This is a genomic window from Leucobacter fengyongliangi (assembly GCF_052386045.1).
Window position 1 is genome coordinate 1259287 of record NZ_CM126356.1, and the last position, 19096, is coordinate 1278382.

Annotated in this window: 18 protein-coding genes; 14 read left to right on the forward strand and 4 right to left on the reverse strand. The window is 65.5% G+C overall.

Annotated elements, in window-relative coordinates:
- Genes ACTNFK_RS05895 through ACTNFK_RS05905 form a run of 3 tightly spaced genes read left to right on the forward strand, consistent with a single transcriptional unit; the run spans nucleotide 1 to nucleotide 4435 of the window.
- Nucleotides 1–1995 carry a primosomal protein N' family DNA-binding protein gene (locus ACTNFK_RS05895; protein ID WP_435935923.1) on the forward strand — a complete coding sequence of 665 codons (1995 nt, stop codon included), beginning with the start codon at nucleotides 1–3 and terminating at the stop codon, nucleotides 1993–1995.
- A 20-nt stretch (nucleotides 1996–2015) separates the two neighbouring features.
- Nucleotides 2016–2957: a methionyl-tRNA formyltransferase gene (gene fmt / locus ACTNFK_RS05900; protein WP_435935922.1), complete on the forward strand. Its 942-nt coding sequence runs from the start codon at nucleotides 2016–2018 to the stop codon at nucleotides 2955–2957.
- On the forward strand, nucleotides 2954–4435 hold the full coding sequence (locus ACTNFK_RS05905) for an RsmB/NOP family class I SAM-dependent RNA methyltransferase (RefSeq protein ID WP_435935921.1): 1482 nt from the start codon (nucleotides 2954–2956) through the stop codon (nucleotides 4433–4435). Before fmt ends, ACTNFK_RS05905 begins: the two co-directional genes overlap by 4 nt.
- 15 nt (nucleotides 4436–4450) lie before the next feature.
- On the opposite strand, the gene ACTNFK_RS05910 is transcribed toward ACTNFK_RS05905, so the two are convergent.
- Nucleotides 4451–5014 (reverse strand): thioesterase family protein, encoded by a 564-nt coding sequence (locus ACTNFK_RS05910; protein ID WP_435935920.1) that lies wholly within the window; start codon nucleotides 5012–5014, stop codon nucleotides 4451–4453.
- 80 nt (nucleotides 5015–5094) lie between these two features.
- Between ACTNFK_RS05910 and efp the strand changes: the two genes are divergently transcribed.
- From efp to ACTNFK_RS05965, 11 genes are all read left to right on the forward strand, one after another.
- Nucleotides 5095–5658, forward strand: a complete 564-nt coding sequence (gene efp, locus ACTNFK_RS05915) for an elongation factor P (RefSeq protein WP_435935919.1) — start codon at nucleotides 5095–5097, stop codon at nucleotides 5656–5658.
- Between the two features lie 8 nt (nucleotides 5659–5666).
- Nucleotides 5667–6080, forward strand: a complete 414-nt coding sequence (nusB, locus tag ACTNFK_RS05920) for a transcription antitermination factor NusB (protein WP_433646449.1) — start codon at nucleotides 5667–5669, stop codon at nucleotides 6078–6080.
- A 199-nt stretch (nucleotides 6081–6279) separates the two neighbouring features.
- A complete protein-coding gene (gene pyrR / locus ACTNFK_RS05925; RefSeq protein WP_433646448.1) occupies nucleotides 6280–6825 on the forward strand; it encodes a bifunctional pyr operon transcriptional regulator/uracil phosphoribosyltransferase PyrR in 546 nt (181 codons plus the stop codon).
- Nucleotides 6822–7781 carry an aspartate carbamoyltransferase catalytic subunit gene (locus ACTNFK_RS05930; protein ID WP_435935918.1) on the forward strand — a complete coding sequence of 320 codons (960 nt, stop codon included), beginning with the start codon at nucleotides 6822–6824 and terminating at the stop codon, nucleotides 7779–7781. Before pyrR ends, ACTNFK_RS05930 begins: the two co-directional genes overlap by 4 nt.
- Nucleotides 7778–9193 (forward strand): dihydroorotase, encoded by a 1416-nt coding sequence (locus ACTNFK_RS05935; RefSeq protein WP_435935917.1) that lies wholly within the window; start codon nucleotides 7778–7780, stop codon nucleotides 9191–9193. Before ACTNFK_RS05930 ends, ACTNFK_RS05935 begins: the two co-directional genes overlap by 4 nt.
- Nucleotides 9190–9720, forward strand: coding sequence for a PH-like domain-containing protein (locus ACTNFK_RS05940; protein ID WP_433646445.1), 531 nt, complete (start codon nucleotides 9190–9192; stop codon nucleotides 9718–9720). Before ACTNFK_RS05935 ends, ACTNFK_RS05940 begins: the two co-directional genes overlap by 4 nt.
- Nucleotides 9717–10934: a glutamine-hydrolyzing carbamoyl-phosphate synthase small subunit gene (gene carA / locus ACTNFK_RS05945; protein ID WP_435935916.1), complete on the forward strand. Its 1218-nt coding sequence runs from the start codon at nucleotides 9717–9719 to the stop codon at nucleotides 10932–10934. The genes ACTNFK_RS05940 and carA overlap by 4 nt, the downstream gene beginning before the upstream one ends.
- Nucleotides 10927–14223 (forward strand): carbamoyl-phosphate synthase large subunit, encoded by a 3297-nt coding sequence (carB, locus tag ACTNFK_RS05950; protein WP_435935915.1) that lies wholly within the window; start codon nucleotides 10927–10929, stop codon nucleotides 14221–14223. Before carA ends, carB begins: the two co-directional genes overlap by 8 nt.
- On the forward strand, nucleotides 14220–15098 hold the full coding sequence (pyrF, locus tag ACTNFK_RS05955; protein WP_435935914.1) for an orotidine-5'-phosphate decarboxylase: 879 nt from the start codon (nucleotides 14220–14222) through the stop codon (nucleotides 15096–15098). Before carB ends, pyrF begins: the two co-directional genes overlap by 4 nt.
- Nucleotides 15099–15132: 34 nt before the next feature.
- The gene (gene gmk, locus ACTNFK_RS05960) at nucleotides 15133–16047 is read left to right on the forward strand and encodes a guanylate kinase (protein ID WP_435935913.1); all 915 of its coding nucleotides are present in this window, start codon (nucleotides 15133–15135) and stop codon (nucleotides 16045–16047) included.
- 61 nt (nucleotides 16048–16108) lie between these two features.
- Entirely contained in the window at nucleotides 16109–17074 is a 966-nt protein-coding gene (locus tag ACTNFK_RS05965; protein WP_435935912.1) for a DMT family protein, read from the forward strand.
- A 100-nt stretch (nucleotides 17075–17174) separates the two neighbouring features.
- On the opposite strand, the gene ACTNFK_RS05970 is transcribed toward ACTNFK_RS05965, so the two are convergent.
- From ACTNFK_RS05970 to ACTNFK_RS05980, 3 genes are all read right to left on the reverse strand, one after another.
- Nucleotides 17175–17540 carry a rhodanese-like domain-containing protein gene (locus ACTNFK_RS05970; protein ID WP_435935911.1) on the reverse strand — a complete coding sequence of 122 codons (366 nt, stop codon included), beginning with the start codon at nucleotides 17538–17540 and terminating at the stop codon, nucleotides 17175–17177.
- 154 nt (nucleotides 17541–17694) lie between these two features.
- Nucleotides 17695–18156, reverse strand: a complete 462-nt coding sequence (locus tag ACTNFK_RS05975) for a DUF4395 domain-containing protein (RefSeq protein ID WP_435935910.1) — start codon at nucleotides 18154–18156, stop codon at nucleotides 17695–17697.
- A gap of 148 nt (nucleotides 18157–18304) precedes the next feature.
- Nucleotides 18305–19096, reverse strand: coding sequence for a sulfite exporter TauE/SafE family protein (locus tag ACTNFK_RS05980; protein ID WP_435935909.1), 792 nt, complete (start codon nucleotides 19094–19096; stop codon nucleotides 18305–18307).

Sequence of the window (19096 nt, forward strand, 5' to 3'; positions counted from 1 at the left end):
GTGACCGAGCATGCGGTGACCTTCGAAGCCGAGTCGCCTCTCGAACGTCGGGTGGCGCTCGTGCTGCTCGACTCCGCCCTGCCACAGCTCGACCATCTGTTCGACTACGCGGTGCCCGAGGAACTGGCCGCCCAGCTGCGGGTGGGACAGCGAGTGCGGGTGCCCTTCCGCTCGCAGAGCCGGCGCAGCCACGGCTACATCGTCGCGTTTGCCGAACACAGCGAGTTCGGCGGTGAACTGCAGCCGATCGCCGAGATCGTGGGCCCGGTTCCCGTGCTCACGCCCGAGCTGTATCGGCTCGCGCGAGCGGTGGCGGATCGGGCCGGGGGCAGCGCCGGCGACATCATTCGGCTCGCGATTCCCCCGCGCATGGTGCGGGCAGAGAAGCAACACCTTGCGGGTACCGCGCCAGATCCGGGGAACGACAGTCTGCCGTTTGATCCTCACCCGGAGGAGGAAGAGCTGGCCCAGCTCCTGGGCGAGGGCGGACGGGTTGCCGTGACACCCTCGCACGGACCCGCGCGCCTGGGCACGGGCGAATGGGTCGGTGGTTGGGCGGTCACCGTGGCGAGGGCCGCCCTTGCCGTGCACGCGAGTGGGCGCAGCGCGATCGTCGTGGCTCCTGACTATCGAGACGTGGATCAGGTGCGTGACGCCCTGGAGTCGTTCGGGCATCGAGGTGTCGTGCGCGTCGACTCCAGGCAGTCGGGCAGCGAGAGATACGCCGGGTTTCTCCGAGCGCTCGATCCGGTGCCGCGAATCATCCTCGGCAACCGGTCGGCGGTGTATGCCCCCGCCTATCAGCTCGGCGCGCTGCTGATATGGGACGACGGAGACCCGGTTCTCGCCGAGCACCTGACGCCGTACGTGCATGCCCGCGACGCGGCGCTTCTGCGCGCCGAGCAGAGCGGGGCGGGGTTGTATTTCGCGAGTCATTCCCGCAGCGCCGAAGTGCAGCGGCTCGTCGAGATCGGTTATCTTCAGGCCGAAAACCTGCCCCCCCTGCGCACCCGCGTGGTCGCCGCCGATCAACTGAGATCCCCCGAGAACTTTCCCGGCAGGGTGCCCGAGTTTGCCGCAAAAGAGTTGCGGGAGGGGCTGAAACTGGGGCCGGTGCTCGTGCAGGTCGCCACCCCCGGGTACGCGCCCATTGCGGTGTGCGCCGACTGCGGCGACCTCGCCCGCTGCCTGAAGTGCGCCGGGCCCATCGGGTTTCGCGACGGCTCAAGCCGCGGGGCGTGCCGCTGGTGCGGCGAGCAGGCCGTCGGCTGGCGCTGCCGGAGCTGCACAGGTTCGCGCTTCGAGATGCGTGGCGCAGGATCGGCGCGCACCGCCGAACAGTTCGAACGCCAGTTTGAGGGTGTCCGCGTCATCCTCAGTGACGGCGACCACCCGCACGAGCGCGTCGATTCCAGGCCCGCGATCGTGGTGGCGACCCGGGGTGCCGAGCCGATCGCGGCGGGAGGATACCGCGCGGTGGTGCTGCTCGATGTCGAACGACTGCTCGGGATCGAGTCGCTCCGTGCCGGTGAAGACTGTCTGCGCTGGTGGCTGAACGCGGCGGCTCTGGCCGCACCCGACGCCCGGTGCGTGGTCGCTTCGGGGGGAGGCCCGGTCGTCCGGGCTTTGGTGACCGGCCGCACCGAGGATTGGCTTCGGTCCGAGCTGCGCGATCGGCGAGCACTGCGCTACCCGCCCGCGGTCCGCGTCGCGAGCGTGACAGGGGGGCCGAACGAGGTAGATCGAGCCCTGCGGGCGCTGGGTGAGCTGGGTGGTGTCGACGTGCTCGGGCCCACCCCAGCTGGCGACGGGCTGGTACGCGCCATCGTTCGCTTCGACTATGGTCACGGGGCCGAGGTGGCAAAGCGCCTGCGCGGCGCGCTTGTGGCCGATGCGGCCGGCGCGTCGTCTCGGGTGGCCGGTCGCCGCCACGGGCGGGCGCGTCCTGAGGCGCTGCGGATCCGCTTCGACGACCGTGGCGTATTTGACTCGTGAGCGGCTGCGAGAATAGACGCATGCGCATTGTGTTTGCCGGTACCCCCGAGTTTGCCGTTCCGAGCCTCAGAGCGCTCGTCGCGTCGGGGCACGAGGTCGTCGGTGTGCTCACCCGCGAAGACGCGCCCCTCGGGCGCAAGCGCGTCCTCACCCCGTCGCCGGTGGCGGTGGCTGCCGAAGAACTCGGCATCCCGGTATTTCGGGCGAACACGCTTTCCGGCGAGGCAACGGCCTGGGTGCGCGCACTCACTCCAGACCTGGGTGTGATCGTCGCCTACGGCGGGTTGGTGCGCGAGCCGCTCCTCTCGCTGCCCGTTCTCGGGTGGATCAACCTGCACTTCAGTGAGCTTCCACGCTGGCGCGGTGCAGCGCCCGTGCAGCGCGCCCTGCAGGCTGGCGAGCAACGGCTCGGGGTCAGCGTCTTTCGGCTCGTCGAAGCGCTTGACGCGGGCGATATTCTGACGCGTGACTCACGGGAATTCCAGCCCGGCACCTCCGCGGGGCAGGCGCTGACCGAGCTTGCGAGTTTTGGAACCGACGCGCTGCTCAAGGCGATCGATCTGCTGCAGAGCAATCCGGCCGCCGGAGACGCACAGACGGGCGAGGCGACGTATGCGCAGAAACTCCGCCGCGAGGACGGCGCGCTTGATCTCACTCTGCCCGCGGCGCAGGTGCTCGCTCACTGGGCAGGCATGACTCCCGAACCGGGAGCGTACGTGAGTTTCGACGGAGCGACCCTGAAGGTGATCGAACTGCTGCCCGTCGACTCCGAGGCTGCCCCGCCCGATGCCCAGCCAGCTTCCGAGATCGCTCCTGCAACGGTTCGGCTGGTTTCCGGCGTGGCGGTGCTCACGCTCCCAGGGGGCACCCTCGAACTCGCCCGTGTGCAACCCGCCGGGAAGCCTGCGATGACGGGTGCCGACTGGTTACGTGGTCGCGGCGGAGAGGCGGTGCTCTCATGAGCGAATCTCGCAACAGGCCGCCGGAGCGTTCGGGAGGGCAGCGGCCGCGCCGCGACACCCGTCCACAACGCGCGAACATCTCAGCCGCGCGACTGGTTGCCTACGACGTGCTCCGCGACGTGGAAGAGCGGGACTCCTACGCGAATCTGGCACTTCCGGCCCGGATCCGCGAGGCGAGGCTTGATCCGCGAGATGCGGGACTCGCCACCGAGCTCGTCGCCGGCACCCTGCGCGGGCAGGGTCGATATGACCGCATCATCGAGCTTGCCTCCGGGCGTGCCATTGACCAGGTTGATGCGCGAACACGCAACGTGCTGCGTCTCGGGGTGCATCAGCTACTGAGCATGCGTACCGCCGCGCACGCCGCGGTGAACGAGAGCGTCGAACTGCAGCGGCGCGTGGGCAACGTGAGCGCCGCCGGTTTTGTGAACGGCGTGCTCCGCAGCGTCGGCCGCGCGACCCCCGAAGAGTGGGACGCGCGCATCACCGAATCCGCGAAGAATGCTGACGACGCACTCGCGACCCGCACGTCACACCCGGCCTGGGTGCTCCGCGCGTTTCGCGACGCGCTGCGTGCCGAGGGTCGGGAGGAAGAGCTCGAAGAGCTGCTGGAGGCCGATAACCAGCCGCCCCGGGTGAGCCTGGCCTTGCTCCCTGGCTCCGGCATCGATGACGATACCGCTGAGGCGCTCGGCGGTGAATACGGGGTCAACGCTGCCGGGCCGTCGCCCCTGGGTCTGGAACTTGACGGGGGCGACCCGATGCACGCGATCGCCGCGCTCGATCTGCCCGCTGGGTATGCGCGCGTGCAAGATCAGGGTTCCCAACTCGCCGCACTCGCGCTGTCGCGCGCGCGGGAGGCGACACCCGGCGAACTCTGGCTCGATCTGTGCGCGGGGCCCGGAGGAAAGACCGCTGTTCTCGGCGCCGAGGCTCAGCTGGTCGGTGCGACGGTGCGGGCGAACGAGGTGTCGGAGCACCGCGCGGAGCTCGTGCGCCGCTCGATCGAAGCGTCGACCGACACGGTTCAGGTGGTGTCTCACGACGGGCGCGACGATGCTGCCTTCCACACGGCCGACGGTTCCGATCTATTCGATCGCATCCTGGTCGATGCCCCCTGTTCGGGGCTGGGTGCACTGCGACGGAGGCCCGAGGCGCGCTGGCGGAAGCAGCCGAGCGATCTGCCCGGTCTCACCACTCTGCAGGGGCAGCTCCTCGATGCGGCCATCGCGCACCTGGCACCCGGCGGTCTGCTGGCTTACGTCACCTGCTCCCCGCACCTCGCAGAGACCCGGGTGGCCCTTGACTCGGCACTGAAGCGCCACCCCGAGGTGCGAGAAATAGACGCACGGGCCGCGGTGAACGCGGCGGCGCGTGATCCACTTGACTTGGCGGGGGAGTCGCTCAGCGTGCAGCTGTGGCCACACCGACACGGCACCGACGCGATGTTCATCGCGCTGGTTGAGCGACCGGCGTAGCCACCAGCTGGGCGGTTACCAGATGCTCGGCGCGTGGGCCCGCGTCGACGGGAGCCGAGTCGACTGGCCCCAGGCGAGCACATCTTCAGGAACAGCGAATTCGGCGGATCCTGCACCCGTCTTCTCGATGAGCTCTGCCACCGGCACGACACCGCCCGACCGTTTCAGGATCCGCCCCCGCACGATTGCGCGGGAGTAGACCTCGGGCACGCCGTCTCCATCGGGGCGCACGAATCTCTGCTCGATATACACCGCTTGATCGTCGAAACCGAGAATGCGTGACTCGATCTCGAACTTCATCCAAGGGTTCAGCGATTTTCGGTACGAGATGGTTTGTCCGACCACCACCGGGTACCAGCCCTCTTGCCGAAACACATCGACGAGCCCGGCGGCCTGCATCAGCGTGAACCGCCCTATGTCCATAATCGAGAGGTATTTGCCGTTGTTCATGTGACGCAGAATGTCGAGGTCGGTGGGCCAGACGCGAAAGGACGAGACCGACACCCCATCGATCGGTATCCGCGACGACCGACGCCCGTGAAAGAAATAGTGCAGGAGGGTGCGGGGGAGCATGTGCATGTCATGCACCATACATCCTCGCCGCGATCTCGACGTGTAGACTGCTTGGGTTACTCTGCACCCAATGCGAAAGCGAGCACATGGCAACCTCGAACGACATCAAGAACGGTACCGTCATCAAAGAAGGCGGCAACCTGTGGAGCGTCATCGAGTTCCAGCACGTGAAGCCGGGCAAGGGCGGCGCATTCGTGCGCACCAAGCAGAAGAACGTGGTGTCGGGCAAGATCATCGACAAGACCTACAACGCGGGTGCCAAGATCGAGACCGCAATGGTGGATCGCCGCGACTTCCAGTACCTCTACCAAGATGGCACCGATTTCGTCTTCATGGATCAGCAGGACTACGACCAGGTGACCGTCTCGGGCACCGTCGTGGGTGACGCGAAGAATTTCATGCTGGAGAGCCAGCAGGTCCAGATCGCACTGCACGAGGGTGAGCCACTGTACATCGAGCTTCCGGCTTCCGTCGTGCTCGAGATCACCTACACTGAGCCCGGACTGCAGGGCGATCGCTCGACCGGCGGCACCAAGCCCGCAACCGTTGAGACCGGCGCCGAAATTCAGGTGCCGCTGTTTCTCGGGGTCGGCACCCGGGTGAAGGTGGACACCCGCACGGGTGACTACCTCGGCCGCGTGAACGACTAGTCGCCGGCGTGAGTGCACGAACAAAGGCTCGCAAGCGCGCCCTCGACATGCTGTTCCAGGCCGACGTGCGCGGGGAATCCCTGTCGCAGATCGTCGCCGCTGAGGCGAAGCGGGCCGCGAGCGAACCCGATCGCATGGAATCGTGGCTGTATGCACGCGAGATTGTCGACGGGGTGGAAGACCACCGCGAGGAGATCGATGAGCTCATCGCGAGCTACGCGCAGGGCTGGACGATCGACCGGATGCCGCACGTTGATCGTGCGCTGCTCCGACTCTCGTCGTGGGAGATTCTCCATAACGACGAGGTGCCCACTGCCGTGGCGATCGATGAGGCCGTCGAACTGGCAAAGGAATACTCCACCGAAGATTCCGGCCGTTTTGTGAACGGCGTGCTCGGTCGCATCGCCCAGCACCGAGGGTAATCTTCAGAGATGCTCCGGCCCCCAGAACATCGGAGCGTAACGAATTGAGCGTCGGCCGTGCGTGAGTCAGATGCCTTCGCGGCTGACTGCACCGCAGAATCCACGGTCTCGACCGAGTCGCAGGCGTGACCTGCTAACCTGGAGTCATATAGAAATCCTTTAATGCCGTCCAGTGAGGCGGGGAAGGAGTCACTTCATCGTGCGCACTCTGCTGCAGGCCTCGGAGATATCTCGGGCGTTGATCCGGATCTCCCACGAGATCATTGAGGCGAACAAAGGTTCCGGCGGTCTGGTCATTGTTGGCATCCCCACCCGCGGGGCGATTCTCGCCCGTCGCATCGCCGAGAATATTTCTCGGATTGAGGGCACCGAGGTGCCTGCCTTCACCCTTGATGTCACGATGTATCGCGACGACCTTGCGAAACATCCCACGCGCGTGCCCCAACCGACGGTCATGCCGCCGGATGGCATCGATGGTGCAACCGTGGTGCTGGTTGACGACGTGCTCTTTTCCGGCCGCACCGTTCGCGCGGCGCTTGACGCGCTGAACGATCACGGTCGGCCCAGAGCGGTGCGTCTTGCCGCGTTGATTGATCGGGGTCATCGGGAACTGCCGATTCGCGCCGACTACATTGGAAAGAACCTTCCGAGCGCAAAGAACGAGCGCATCTCGGTGCGACTTGTCGAACAAGATGATGCAGACGAGGTCACTATCTCTGCCGAGGGTGAGCGTGAAGAACGATGAGGCATCTCCTCGACACGCGCACACTCGCGCGGGAAGACGCGCTGCGAATTCTTGACACGGCCGAGGATATGGCTGCCACTCAGCAGCGCGAGGTGCGGAAGCTTCCCACCCTTCGCGGCAAGACGGTGGTGAACCTGTTCTATGAAGACAGCACGCGCACGCGCATCTCATTCGAGGCGGCAGCAAAGCGACTGAGCGCCGACGTGATCAATTTCAGCGCCAAGGGCTCATCGGTGAGCAAGGGTGAGTCGCTGAAGGACACCGCACAGACCCTTCAGGCCATTGGCGCAGACGGTGTCGTGATCCGCCACCCAGCGAGCGGGGCACCCGAGAGACTCGCCCGCAGCGGGTGGATCGAGGCGGGTGTCTTGAATGCTGGCGACGGCACGCACGAACATCCCACGCAGGCACTTCTCGATGCCTTCACCATGCGCAGGCGCCTGTTCGGCGAGGCCGCCAGTCGCGGCCGCGATCTCGATGGCATGTCGGTAGTGATCGTCGGTGATCTCGCCCACTCGAGGGTGGCGCGCAGCAACCTGTGGCTCCTCAACACACTGGGCGCGAATGTCACGTTCGTCGCACCCGAGACGCTGCAGCCCTACGGCGCTCGAGATTGGCCGGTAACCGTTCGGCACTCGCTCGACGAGGCGATCCGCGAAGACCAGCCCGATGTGATCATGATGCTGCGTATTCAGAGTGAGCGCATGCACGCTGCGTTTTTTCCCAACGAGCGCGAGTACGCTCGGAACTGGGGCCTCGACGACGCGCGGCTTGCGCAGTTGCCTGAGCGTGCGTTGGTGATGCATCCGGGCCCGATGAATCGGGGCCTCGAGATCTCCTCCGCCGCGGCCGATAGCGATCGCTCGACAGTGCTTGAGCAGGTTGCGAACGGTGTCTCAGTGCGCATGGCGGCCCTGTATCTTCTACTTTCCGGCGAGCGAACGGAGCACGCATGACCCAGAATCCAGGCCTACTGATCCGAGGGGCGCGGCTCGCTGCCGATCTCACCGAACGCGGTGCCGATATCTCGGCCGCTGATGCGGTGGATCTGCGCATCGCCGGCGGGCGCATTGTCGAGCGCGGCACCGGGTTGCAGGCACGTGAGGGCGAGCGTGTCATCGACGCTGCGGGCCTCGTCGCCTTCACCGGTTTCGTGGATCTCCACACGCATCTGCGTGAGCCCGGTTTCGAGCAGAGCGAGACGGTGTTGACCGGCACCCGGGCGGCCGCGGCTGGCGGCTTCACGAGCGTCTTCGCGATGGCCAACACGCTGCCCGTTGCCGACACCGCCGGTGTGGTTGAGCAGGTGCAGGCGCTGGGCGATGCCGCCGGCTACGCGACCGTGCGCCCGATCGGCGCGGTCACTGAAGACCTGGCGGGGGAGCGACTCAGCGAGATCGGTGCGATGGCGCAGTCGCGCGCCGCGGTGCGTGTGTTCTCTGACGACGGCAAGTGCGTGCACGATTCACTGCTGATGCGCCGTGCGCTCGAATACGTGAAGACGTTTGATGGCGTGATCGCCCAGCATGCGCAGGATCCGCGACTCACCGAGGCTGCCCAGATGAATGAGGGCGCACTCTCGAGCGAACTCGGGCTGAAGGGCTGGCCCGCGGTCGCGGAAGAGTCGATCATCGCCCGCGACGTTTTGCTCGCCGAGCACATCGGCTCACGGCTGCACATCTGCCACCTCTCGACCGCGGGATCCGTTGAGGTGGTGCGTTGGGCGAAGGCCCGCGGCGTGCAGGTCACGGCCGAGGTGACGCCTCACCACCTGCTGCTCACTGAAGACCTAGTGCGCAGCTTCGACCCGCGCTACAAGGTCAACCCGCCGCTACGTCGTGACGCTGACGTGCAAGCATTGCGTCAAGCGGTTGCCGACGGCGTCATCGACATCGTGGCGACCGATCACGCTCCGCACCCGACCGAGGCGAAGGAATGTGAGTGGGATGCTGCCGCGTTTGGCATGGTGGGGCTCGAGTCGGCCTTTCCGATCGCACTGCAGACCCTCGTGCAGGGCGGCTATGCAAGCTTCGCCGAGCTTGAGGGCCTGCTGTCGCAGACGCCGGCAGAGATCGGTGGGCTTATGGGTCATCCGTCATCGCTGTCGGTGGATCAGCCGGCAGATTTGGTGCTCGTTGACCCGAGCGGAACCAGCGTCTTTGATACCCAGCGACTCCAGGGACGCAGCATGAACTCGCCATATCTCGGCATGGAGCTGCCGGGCCTCGTGCACACCACGGTGCGCCGCGGGTACCTCACGCTCGACTCGGGCGTTGTCGTCGACGTCGAGGTCGTCGCCGCTGCGGCACGTGACGCGAACGCCGTGCAGGGTGCGGTGCCTGCATCCGCAGACGGAGGCACGCGATGAATCGCCCGCTGTTTGCTCTGATTTTCGCCCTCATCGTTGTTCTCGCATTCGCCCTCATGTGGTGGGGATGGCGCGCGCGCGCGAAGCGTGACGCGGGGGTTGTGGGCGCCCAGGTGGCACCCGGCGGCGCCCGTCTCGCGGTCTTCACCCTGGTGACCTACGTTTCGACCACGCCAGCGGGTGAGCCCCTCGTGCGGGTGTCGGCACCCGGCCTGCGCTATCGCGGCCGGGCCGAGGTATCGGTGTTCGAGGGTGGCGTCACGATCGAGGTCACCGGTGAGATCCCGGTGCACATTCCACTCTCTCAGCTGCGCGGGAGCGGATCCGCTGGTGTTCGCGTCGGCAAGGCCGTCGAACGAGGAGGACTTGCCCTGCTCCGCTGGGAGGCAGACGGTCGTGAACTTGAATCCAGCTTTCGTTTCGACCACGCTGCCGAACAGCGCCAATTCACCGAGGCGATCGACGCACTCTCGAGCGGCGAACCTCACACAGACTTCACTCACATCACTCAGGAGGATGCTCGATGACCACCACCGCGAATCCCGCGATCACAGCGCCGCCGGCGAGCGCCATTCCCGATGGGCCCGCCGTTCTCGTGCTGGAGGATGGCACACGCTTTGAGGGTCGCGCATACGGTGCGACCGGACAGACGCTCGGTGAGGCCGTGTTCTCCACCGGTATGACCGGGTACCAGGAAACCCTCACCGACCCGTCATACGCGGGGCAGATTGTGCTGATGACCGCACCCCACATTGGCAACACCGGGGTGAATGACACCGACATGGAGTCGCGCAAGATCTGGGTATCCGGGTTCATCGTGCGCGATCCCGCCCGACGCGTGTCGAACTTCCGTGCACAGCGGTCGCTCGACGAAGAACTCGTGAACGATGGTGTGGTCGGGATCTCCGGTGTCGACACCCGGGCTATCACCCGTCACATCCGCTCGGCGGGTGCCATGCGGGCTGGGGTGTTCTCGGGGGAGGCGCACGCGCTCTCGGCCGATGAGCAACTCACGCGTGTTCGCGAACAACCGAGCATGGCGGGCAAGAACCTGTCGGAGCAGGTCACCACCCCGAAGCGCTATGACCTGGCAGCTGACACGGCCGTCGAACGCGTCGGCACCATCGTGGTGCTCGACCTCGGCGTGAAACGAGCGACCGTCACGTACCTTTCCGAGCACGGCTTTGATGTGGCCGTGGTGCCCGCGTCAACCACACTCGAGGAGATCCGGGAGATTGCTCCCGATGCCATCTTCTACTCCAACGGCCCGGGAGACCCGGCCGCGAGCGATCGCCAGGTCGAGCTTCTGCGCGAACTGCTGCGCGACGGGATCCCGTACTTTGGCATCTGTTTCGGCAATCAGCTCCTCGGTCGGGCGCTCGGCTACGACACCTACAAGCTGCCGTTCGGGCACCGCGGAATCAACCAGCCCGTGCTCGATCGTGCCACCGGAAAAGTGGAAATTACCGCCCAGAACCACGGGTTCGCGGTCGATGCGCCGGTCGATGCTGAGAGCGATTCGCCCGCCGGCTTCGGCCGGGTGCGGGTCAGCCACATCAGCCTAAACGATCAGGTGGTCGAGGGGCTCGAGTGCCTCGACATCCCCGCATTCTCGGTGCAATACCACCCCGAGGCCGCCGCCGGCCCGCACGATGCCTTCTACCTCTTCAACCGATTCCGCGAGCTCGTTCTGGAGCGCGCGACCGGCACCTCGACCCAGGGAGCCCCCGCACATGCCTAAGCGTTCAGACATCAACTCCGTACTCGTCATCGGCTCGGGTCCGATCGTGATCGGCCAGGCCTGCGAGTTTGACTACTCGGGCACCCAGGCCTGCCGCGTGCTCCGCGAGGAGGGCGTGCGCGTCATCCTGGTGAACTCGAACCCGGCGACCATCATGACCGACCCCGACTTCGCCGATGCGACCTACGTCGAGCCAATCACCCCCGAGGTGATCGAGAGCATCATTCAGAAGGAAAAGCCCGACGCGATCCTCCCGACGCTCGGCGGCCAGACCGCGCTGAACGCCGCCATCGCGCTGCACGAGCAGGGCATTCTCGAGAAGTATGGCGTCGAACTTATCGGAGCGAAGGTCGAGGCGATCAAGCGCGGCGAGGACCGCCAGATTTTCAAGGATCTGGTCATTGAATCGGGCGCGGAGGTCGCGAAGTCGTACATCGCGCACACGCTCGACGAAGCCAAGGAGTTCGCGAGGGATCTCGGATACCCGCTCGTGGTGCGCCCGTCGTTCACGATGGGTGGCCTCGGTTCGGGCTTTGCCTACACCGAGGAAGACCTGATCCGCATTGCCGGCGACGGCCTGCACTACAGCCCCACGACCGAGGTGCTGCTCGAGGAATCGATCCTGGGGTGGAAAGAATACGAGCTCGAGCTCATGCGCGACCAGGCCGACAATACGGTGGTCGTGTGTTCGATCGAAAATGTGGATCCGGTCGGCGTGCACACGGGTGACTCGATCACCGTGGCGCCCGCACTGACGCTCACCGATCGCGAGTACCAGAAGCTGCGCGACATCGGCATCGACATCATTCGTCGGGTGGGTGTCGACACGGGCGGTTGCAACATCCAGTACGCGGTGGATCCCGCGACCGGTCGCATCATCGTCATCGAAATGAACCCGCGGGTGTCGCGCTCGTCGGCACTTGCCTCCAAGGCCACCGGCTTCCCGATCGCGAAGATCGCCGCGAAGCTCGCGCTGGGGTACCGCCTCGACGAGATCCAGAACGACATTACGCAGGTGACGCCCGCGAGCTTTGAGCCGAGCATCGACTATGTCGTGGTGAAGGCTCCTCGTTTCGCGTTCGAGAAGTTCCCCGCTGCCGACGACACCCTCACGACCACCATGAAGTCGGTGGGCGAGGCGATGGCGATCGGGCGCAACTTCACCACGGCCCTGCAGAAGTCCCTGCGCTCGCTTGAGAAGCGCGGCAGCTCCTTCCACTGGGACGATCAGCCGCGTTCTGTCGAAGACCTGCTGGAGACGATGAAGCGGCCCACCGATGGCCGCATCGTCGACGTGCAGCAGGCGCTCCGTCTCGGGGCGACGATCGAGCAGGTCTTCGAATCGACCGCGATCGACCCCTGGTTCCTTGACCAGATCGTGCTGATCAACGAGGTCGCCGAGCAGCTCAGGGCAGCCCCGCAGCTCACCCTCGAGGTGCTCCGCGAGGCGAAGGAGCACGGCTTTTCCGATGCGCAGATCGCCGCGATTCGCGGAGTCTCCGAGTCAGAGGTGCGGGGCCACCGCCACGGACTCGGTCTGCGCCCGGTCTTCAAGACGGTTGACACATGTGCTGGCGAGTTCCCGGCACAAACGCCGTACCACTACTCTTCCTACGATTTCGAGACCGAGGTCGTGCCGTCGGATCGGAAGAAGATCGTGATCCTCGGCTCGGGTCCGAACCGCATCGGTCAGGGCATTGAGTTTGATTATTCCTGTGTGCACGCCTCGTTCGCGCTGTCTGAGGCCGGGTACGAGACCATCATGGTCAACTGCAACCCCGAGACTGTGTCGACCGACTATGACACCTCCGATCGACTCTATTTCGAGCCACTCACGCTCGAAGACGTGCTCGAGATCATCTATGCCGAGCAGGCGAGTGGTGAGCTTGTCGGCGTCGTCGTGCAGCTCGGCGGGCAGACGGCTCTCGGGCTCGCGCAGCCACTGAAGGATGCTGGCATTCCGATCCTCGGCACCACGCCCGAGGCGATCGACCTCGCCGAGGAACGCGGCGCATTCTCGGAAATTCTCGATCGCGCCGGTCTGCTCGCACCGCGCAACGGCACCGCAATCGACGAGGAGGGCGCGATCCGCATCGCCGAGGAAATCGGCTACCCGGTGCTCGTGCGCCCCTCGTTCGTGCTCGGTGGCCGCGGCATGGAGATCGTCTACGACACTGAGTCGCTTCGCGGCTACTTCACGCGGATCGAGGGCCACGCCCTTGTAGGCCCCGGTCACCCGCTCCTGGTTGACCGCTTCCTCGACGATGCCATCGAGATCGACGTTGACGCAATCTACGACGGCGAGCAGCTATATGTCGGTGGTGTGATGGAACACATCGAGGAGGCCGGCGTGCACTCCGGAGATTCCAGCTGCACCCTGCCACCAATCACCCTTGGACACGATCAGATTTCGAAGGTGCGCGACGCGACGCTCGGGATCGCCGAGGGGCTGGGCGTGCGTGGCCTGCTGAACGTGCAGTTCGCCATCGGACAGGGAATGCTGTACGTGCTCGAGGCAAACCCCCGGGCCTCCCGTACCGTTCCGTTCGTGTCGAAGGCGCTGGGTATCCCGTTGGCGAAGGCGGCCTCACGCGTGATGGCTGGCGAGACCATTCAGCAGCTCATCGATGCGGGCCTGCTGCCCGAGCGTGATGGCTCGCGTGCGCCGATCGACGCGCCGATCGCGGTCAAGGAAGCGGTGCTTCCCTTCAAGCGCTTCCGCACCCACGAGGGGCTTGTCGTCGACTCGCTGCTCGGGCCCGAGATGCGTTCCACCGGCGAGGTCATGGGCATGGATCGTGATTTCCCGCGCGCCTTTGCGAAGAGCCAGGCGGCCGCCGGCAGCCCACTTCCGACCTCGGGCACGGTGTTCATTTCGGTCGCGGATCGCGACAAGCGCGCGGTGGTGCTCCCCGCCCTCCGCCTGCAAGAGCTGGGCTACCGTCTGGTCGCAACTCAGGGCACTCAGGTGGTGCTCGCACGGAACGGCATTACGAGCGAGACCGTGCTGAAGCACTCCCAGCAGGAGTCGGGCGTAACGATTGTGGATCTCATCAATCGTGGCGAGATCGACATGATCGTGAACACGCCCTCGGGCAGTTCCGCGCGCGCCGACGGGTACGAGATTCGAGCGGCCGCAGTGGCTGCAGACAAGCCGATCTTCACCACGATCTCGGAGGTCTCGGCCGCGGTAGGAGCCATCTCCGCCCAGGTGGGCACCTTCGACGTGAAGTCGTTGCAGGAGTACCAGATTGATCGCGATGCCGCTCGAGCGGTAGCTGCGCAGTGATCTCATCGTTCGGGTGTCGGCTGGCCGCGGAGTTCGCGGCGAGCCGACACCTGTGCGCCGGAATTGACCCGCACGCGCCGCTCCTCGCCGACTGGGGGCTGCCCGACGATGCCGCTGGCGCCGAACGCATGGGCCGGGAGGTGGTCGCGGCTTCGGCCGGAGTTGCCGCCTGCGTGAAGCCACAAGTCGCGTTCTTTGAACGATTTGGAAGCGCCGGGTTTGTGGCCCTCGAACGGGTGCTCGCTGATGCCCGCGCGGCTGGGCTTCTCGTGGTCGCTGATGTCAAACGTGGAGACATCGGTTCGAGCTTCGCCGCGTACGCCGATGCCTGGCTCGCCCCCGGCTCGCCGCTGGAGGCGGACGCGATGACCGTGACGGCCTACCAGGGGTTTGGCACGCTCGACGGTGCACTGGGGTATGTGCGTGAGCACGGCAAGGGCCTGTTTGTGCTCGCGGCGACCTCAAACCCAGAGGCCCGTGTCGTACAGCGCGCGGTGCGCGCGGACGGTCAGTCGGTCGCTGCGGCAATGGTCGCCGATGCTGACGCGTTCAACCGCCAGGCATTTCCCGAAGAAACCGTCGGTTCGATCGGCGTGGTGCTCGGCGCGACCCTGAATCTCGCCGATTTCGGTATCGAGACGGGGGAGCGGCGCGACGGGGTTCACACCTCGAACCCCGCGCTTCCAGTGCTCGCCCCCGGTTTCGGCCATCAGGGGGCTCGGATCGAGGATGCTGGAGAGATCTTCGGCGCACTCGGAGGCGCCCTTCTCGCGAACGAGTCACGCAGCATTTTGAGCGGCGGTGCGTCCGGCCTCGCCGCCCGGGTCCGTGCACGGGCCGAGTCAATCGGCGCTGCACTGGCACAATCGGACTAGGTGATGGCGGCCACCGATCCACAAGGGAGACACCATGAGTGAACACACACCTGCGGAGCGGCCAGCGATGCCGGAGGTCGATCGACTTGCGGCGAACCGGGCAGCGGTTGCGGCCAGGCGCGCGCGGGCAGATCTCAAGCAGCGTCTGCGCAGCGGTGAGCTTTCCCCGCTGAAGGCGCTGAACGACTCCGCGAACCCCGATCTTCCGGAGGCGACGCTCCGCGTCTCCGAGTACCTGCAGACATTTCCTGCGGTGGGGGAGACGAAGGCGCTGCGGGCGCTCGACGAGCTCGGAATTTCACCCCGGAAGCGACTCGGCGGTCTGGGCAGACAGCAGCGGCAACGCCTTGAGGAGTTCGTTCGCGTGCGGTCGGGGGTAGACGAGACCCCTGGTCGCCCGCCGCTGACGGTGCTCGCCGGCCCCACGGCAGTGGGGAAGGGGACTGTGGCGGCGTACGTGCGTGAGCACTACCCGGAAGTACGTCACTCGGTATCGGTCACCACACGGCCGCCGAGGCCAGGCGAGCGTCACGGCGTGCACTACTTCTTCATCACCGACGAAGAGTTCGACCGGATGCTGGCTGCGAGCGACCTGCTCGAGTGGGCGACGGTGCACAACCGCTACCGCTACGGCACACCGCGCGGGCCGGTGCTGGAGGCTGCCCTACAGGGTGAGCCGATGCTGCTTGAGATTGATCTACAGGGTGCGAGGCAGGTGCGTGCGAGCATGCCTGGGGCTCGGCTCGTGTTTCTCGCACCGCCGAGCTGGGAAGAACTCGTGCATCGACTCGTCGGTCGTGGCACCGAGGGCCCAGAGGAGCGCGAACGGCGGCTCGAGACCGCGAGGGTCGAGCTTGCTGCGGCGAGCGAATTTGACGAGGTGATTGTGAACGACGAGGTGGATCTCGCGGCCCTGCACCTCATCAACCTGATGCTCAAGAGTGACTAGGGGGAGCCGACACTCCCCGAGGCTAGTCGCCAGCGTGAGCGCGGGGCGGTAGCGTGTGGGAGTGACTCTGACACTGCTGCTCGCTGAGGGCGGATTGACCAACGAACTGGCCGAGGCCGTTTCGCTGAATCCGATCCAGTTTTGGGGCATCCCGCTCGCCCTGGTGGGAGCGGCCCTCATGTCGTTCGGCGCGCAGTATCAGTCTCGTGGACTCAACAAGGTTGAGCGAATCGTGGGTCTGAGCGCGGGCTCAGGGCTTTCGTTTCGCCATGTGCTCAGTTTGATCCGCAGACCTTCCTGGCTCGTGGGAACCGTTCTCCTCGGTCTGGCCGTGCTATTTCAGATCGGATCGCTCTCGCTCGCCCCGCTGATAGTGGTGCAGCCCGTCGGGGTGTTTGCGCTCGTCATTACAGCGGTGCTGAACACTCGTTTCAGCGGGGTGCGGCTGGGCAAGCGGGTCAAAGCGTCGATCACGATGTGCGTCGGTGGCATCATGTTGTTCGTATTCGTAGCCGCGTTCACCGCGTCGGATCGCCCGGTCACGAACCAAAAACTCGTCGCGATCCTGCTGATCTTCGCGGGCGTGCTTGTCGTCGCCCTGATTGCGTTCGTGTTGCTGCGGCACCACTCGGTGGCACTCATCTATGTGGTTGGTGCCGGTGTACTGTATGGGTTTGTCGCCACGTTTGCCAAGGCAGTGATCGGCCGCTTCCAGCAAGACCAGTTTGACTGGTTGACCTGGGTGTGCGTGGCGGCGCTCCTGGTGGGCGCGCTTCTGGGCATGGTCTTCGTGCAGAACGCCTATTCCTCCGGGCCTCCGGATCTTGTGATCGCGGGGCTGACCGTGATTGATCCGCTGGTTGCCGTGCTCATAGGCATCGTCGTGCTGAATGAGGCAGCCGGTGCGCCGATTTGGGCGGTGGTCGTGTTTATCCTCACCGGAATCATTGCGCTCGTCGGCGTTCTCGGGCTCGCGAAGTTCCACCCTCAGTCTGGTCATTCGGCCCTCGAGAATCGCTCCAGGTAGACGCTCGCGCAGGGTTCACAGCGCGCGAACCCTGCGCGAGCGTCATTCTCAGAGGGGCAACACGCATGTAGCCCCTCGCGCCACACCCCTCAGCGCGGTATTAGCTGACGATGGGAAGCCCGGTCGCGTTCGCGGCCTGCTCGAGCGAGCCGAGGTTCGTGACGTTCTCGAAACCGTTCTGCTCCATCATTGCGATGGCCTGACCAGCGCGGTTGCCTGACCGGCAATAGACCAGGTACTCGGCATCGGGGTCGAGGGTCGGCAATTTGGCAGCGAACTCCCCGCTGTTGAAGTCGAGCATTTGCGCGCCTTCGAGGTAGCCCGCAGCCGTCTCGTCGGGCGAACGGACATCTAGCACGACGGTGTTCGCGCCGATCTCAACGGGTTCAGAGGCGCTGCTCGAGCATGCGGCGAGCGAGCCAATCAGGGCGAGGCTTCCGACTGCGGCGACGATGGTGCGGATCATGATTCTCCTTGGATGGAAACTGGGTGGGGGGGAAGGGTGACGTGACGAAATGAAATGTAGTACCGGGGAACCGGGGTTCCTGTGATCCAGGGGCCCAGGGTTCCAGGGTTCCTTGGAGCCTCGGTACGGAGTCAGCCCCCGCTGTGCGTGGGAACTAGCCGCGAGTCTCACAGGTGCCGCCGGGGCAGTACTGAGGTGTGGTTTTGCTGAAGAGTTGTTGCAGCTTGCAACCCACGCAGATGCCGAACGCGGTCTCGACGAACAGCAGGGTCAGGCATACGCTGCACAGCGCGAGCGTGGCCGAGAGCGGAAGCCCTAACCAGCCCATGCCCACGCAGGATACGAACGCGAGCCCGAAACCCAGCCACCAGGCGAAGGCCTTCTGGGGGGCGCCCACCCACTCCGGGTTCTGCCGTGACACGATGAGGCGACCCAGGGCCAGTGTCGGCGACCAACGATCGCCGGCGGTGACTCGGAGCAGCATGTCGAGCATGAAGAACATACCAAAGGGCTGGAGTGGCTGCTGCGAGCCGGTGGCAATGGCGAACCCGAAAGCGATGGCGCCGCCGAGGAAGAGGAGGCCCGCTGCGGCCCGCACCGCACGCTCGTTGATCACGGGAATGTCGTAACCGGGAACTCGGCGTCCGAGTCTCGGCTGTTCAGTCGTAGGCGCTGACGCTGTGAACTGTATCTCTGGCACAGTGACTCCGGTTCTGGGGTGGTGTGGCAATATCTGAAATGACGCAGGAAATGCTGAAGTACAGCTAGAACAGCGGAGTGCCGGTAATGAGCGGCGGAATCTCCTTGACGAGCACAAACACTCCGACAACCAGCACGAAGTAGCCGAATCCCTTACGAAGTGACTGCTCCGGAATCCGGCCCGCGAGCTTCGCACCAATCAGTGAGCCCACGATCGCGATGCCGGTAAACGAGAGCACGAGCGGCCAGTCGAGTTGCACTGTGAAGAGGTAGCCGGAGAGGCCTGCCGTTGACTTCATCGCGATGACGAGCAGCGAGGTGCCCACCGCCACCGCAATCGGGAGACCACCGAGCAGGTTGAGGGCGGGAACTATCAGGAACCCGCCTCCGGCTCCGACCAGCCCGGTGGCAAGCCCGACGACGAAGCCGTCGAGCAGAACTCGAGCGAGCGGCAGCGCCTTTTCCCCACCGCTCTCGTTCGCGCCGGCGGTCTTTTTTCGCCCGCGGATCATTGCGGTGGCGGTGGCCACCATCATGACGGCAAACAGGATCATCAGGACAACGCCTGGAATGAATCCGCCGAGGATCCCGCCGGCGAACGCTCCCGCCATGCCCGCTGCTCCGAAGATCACCCCGATCTTCCACCGCACACGACCCGCACGCGCGTGTGAAAACACGCTCACGGCGCTCGTGACACCGACGATGAACAGGGAAGCAGCGATCGCTTCCTGCGGCGGCATGCCCGCGAGATAGGTGAGGATCGGAACCGTGAGGATCGAACCTCCGCCGCCCAGGAGGCCGAGCGACACTCCGACGACCACGGCGAGGAGCAGAGCGATGAGTGTCCCGGTATCCAA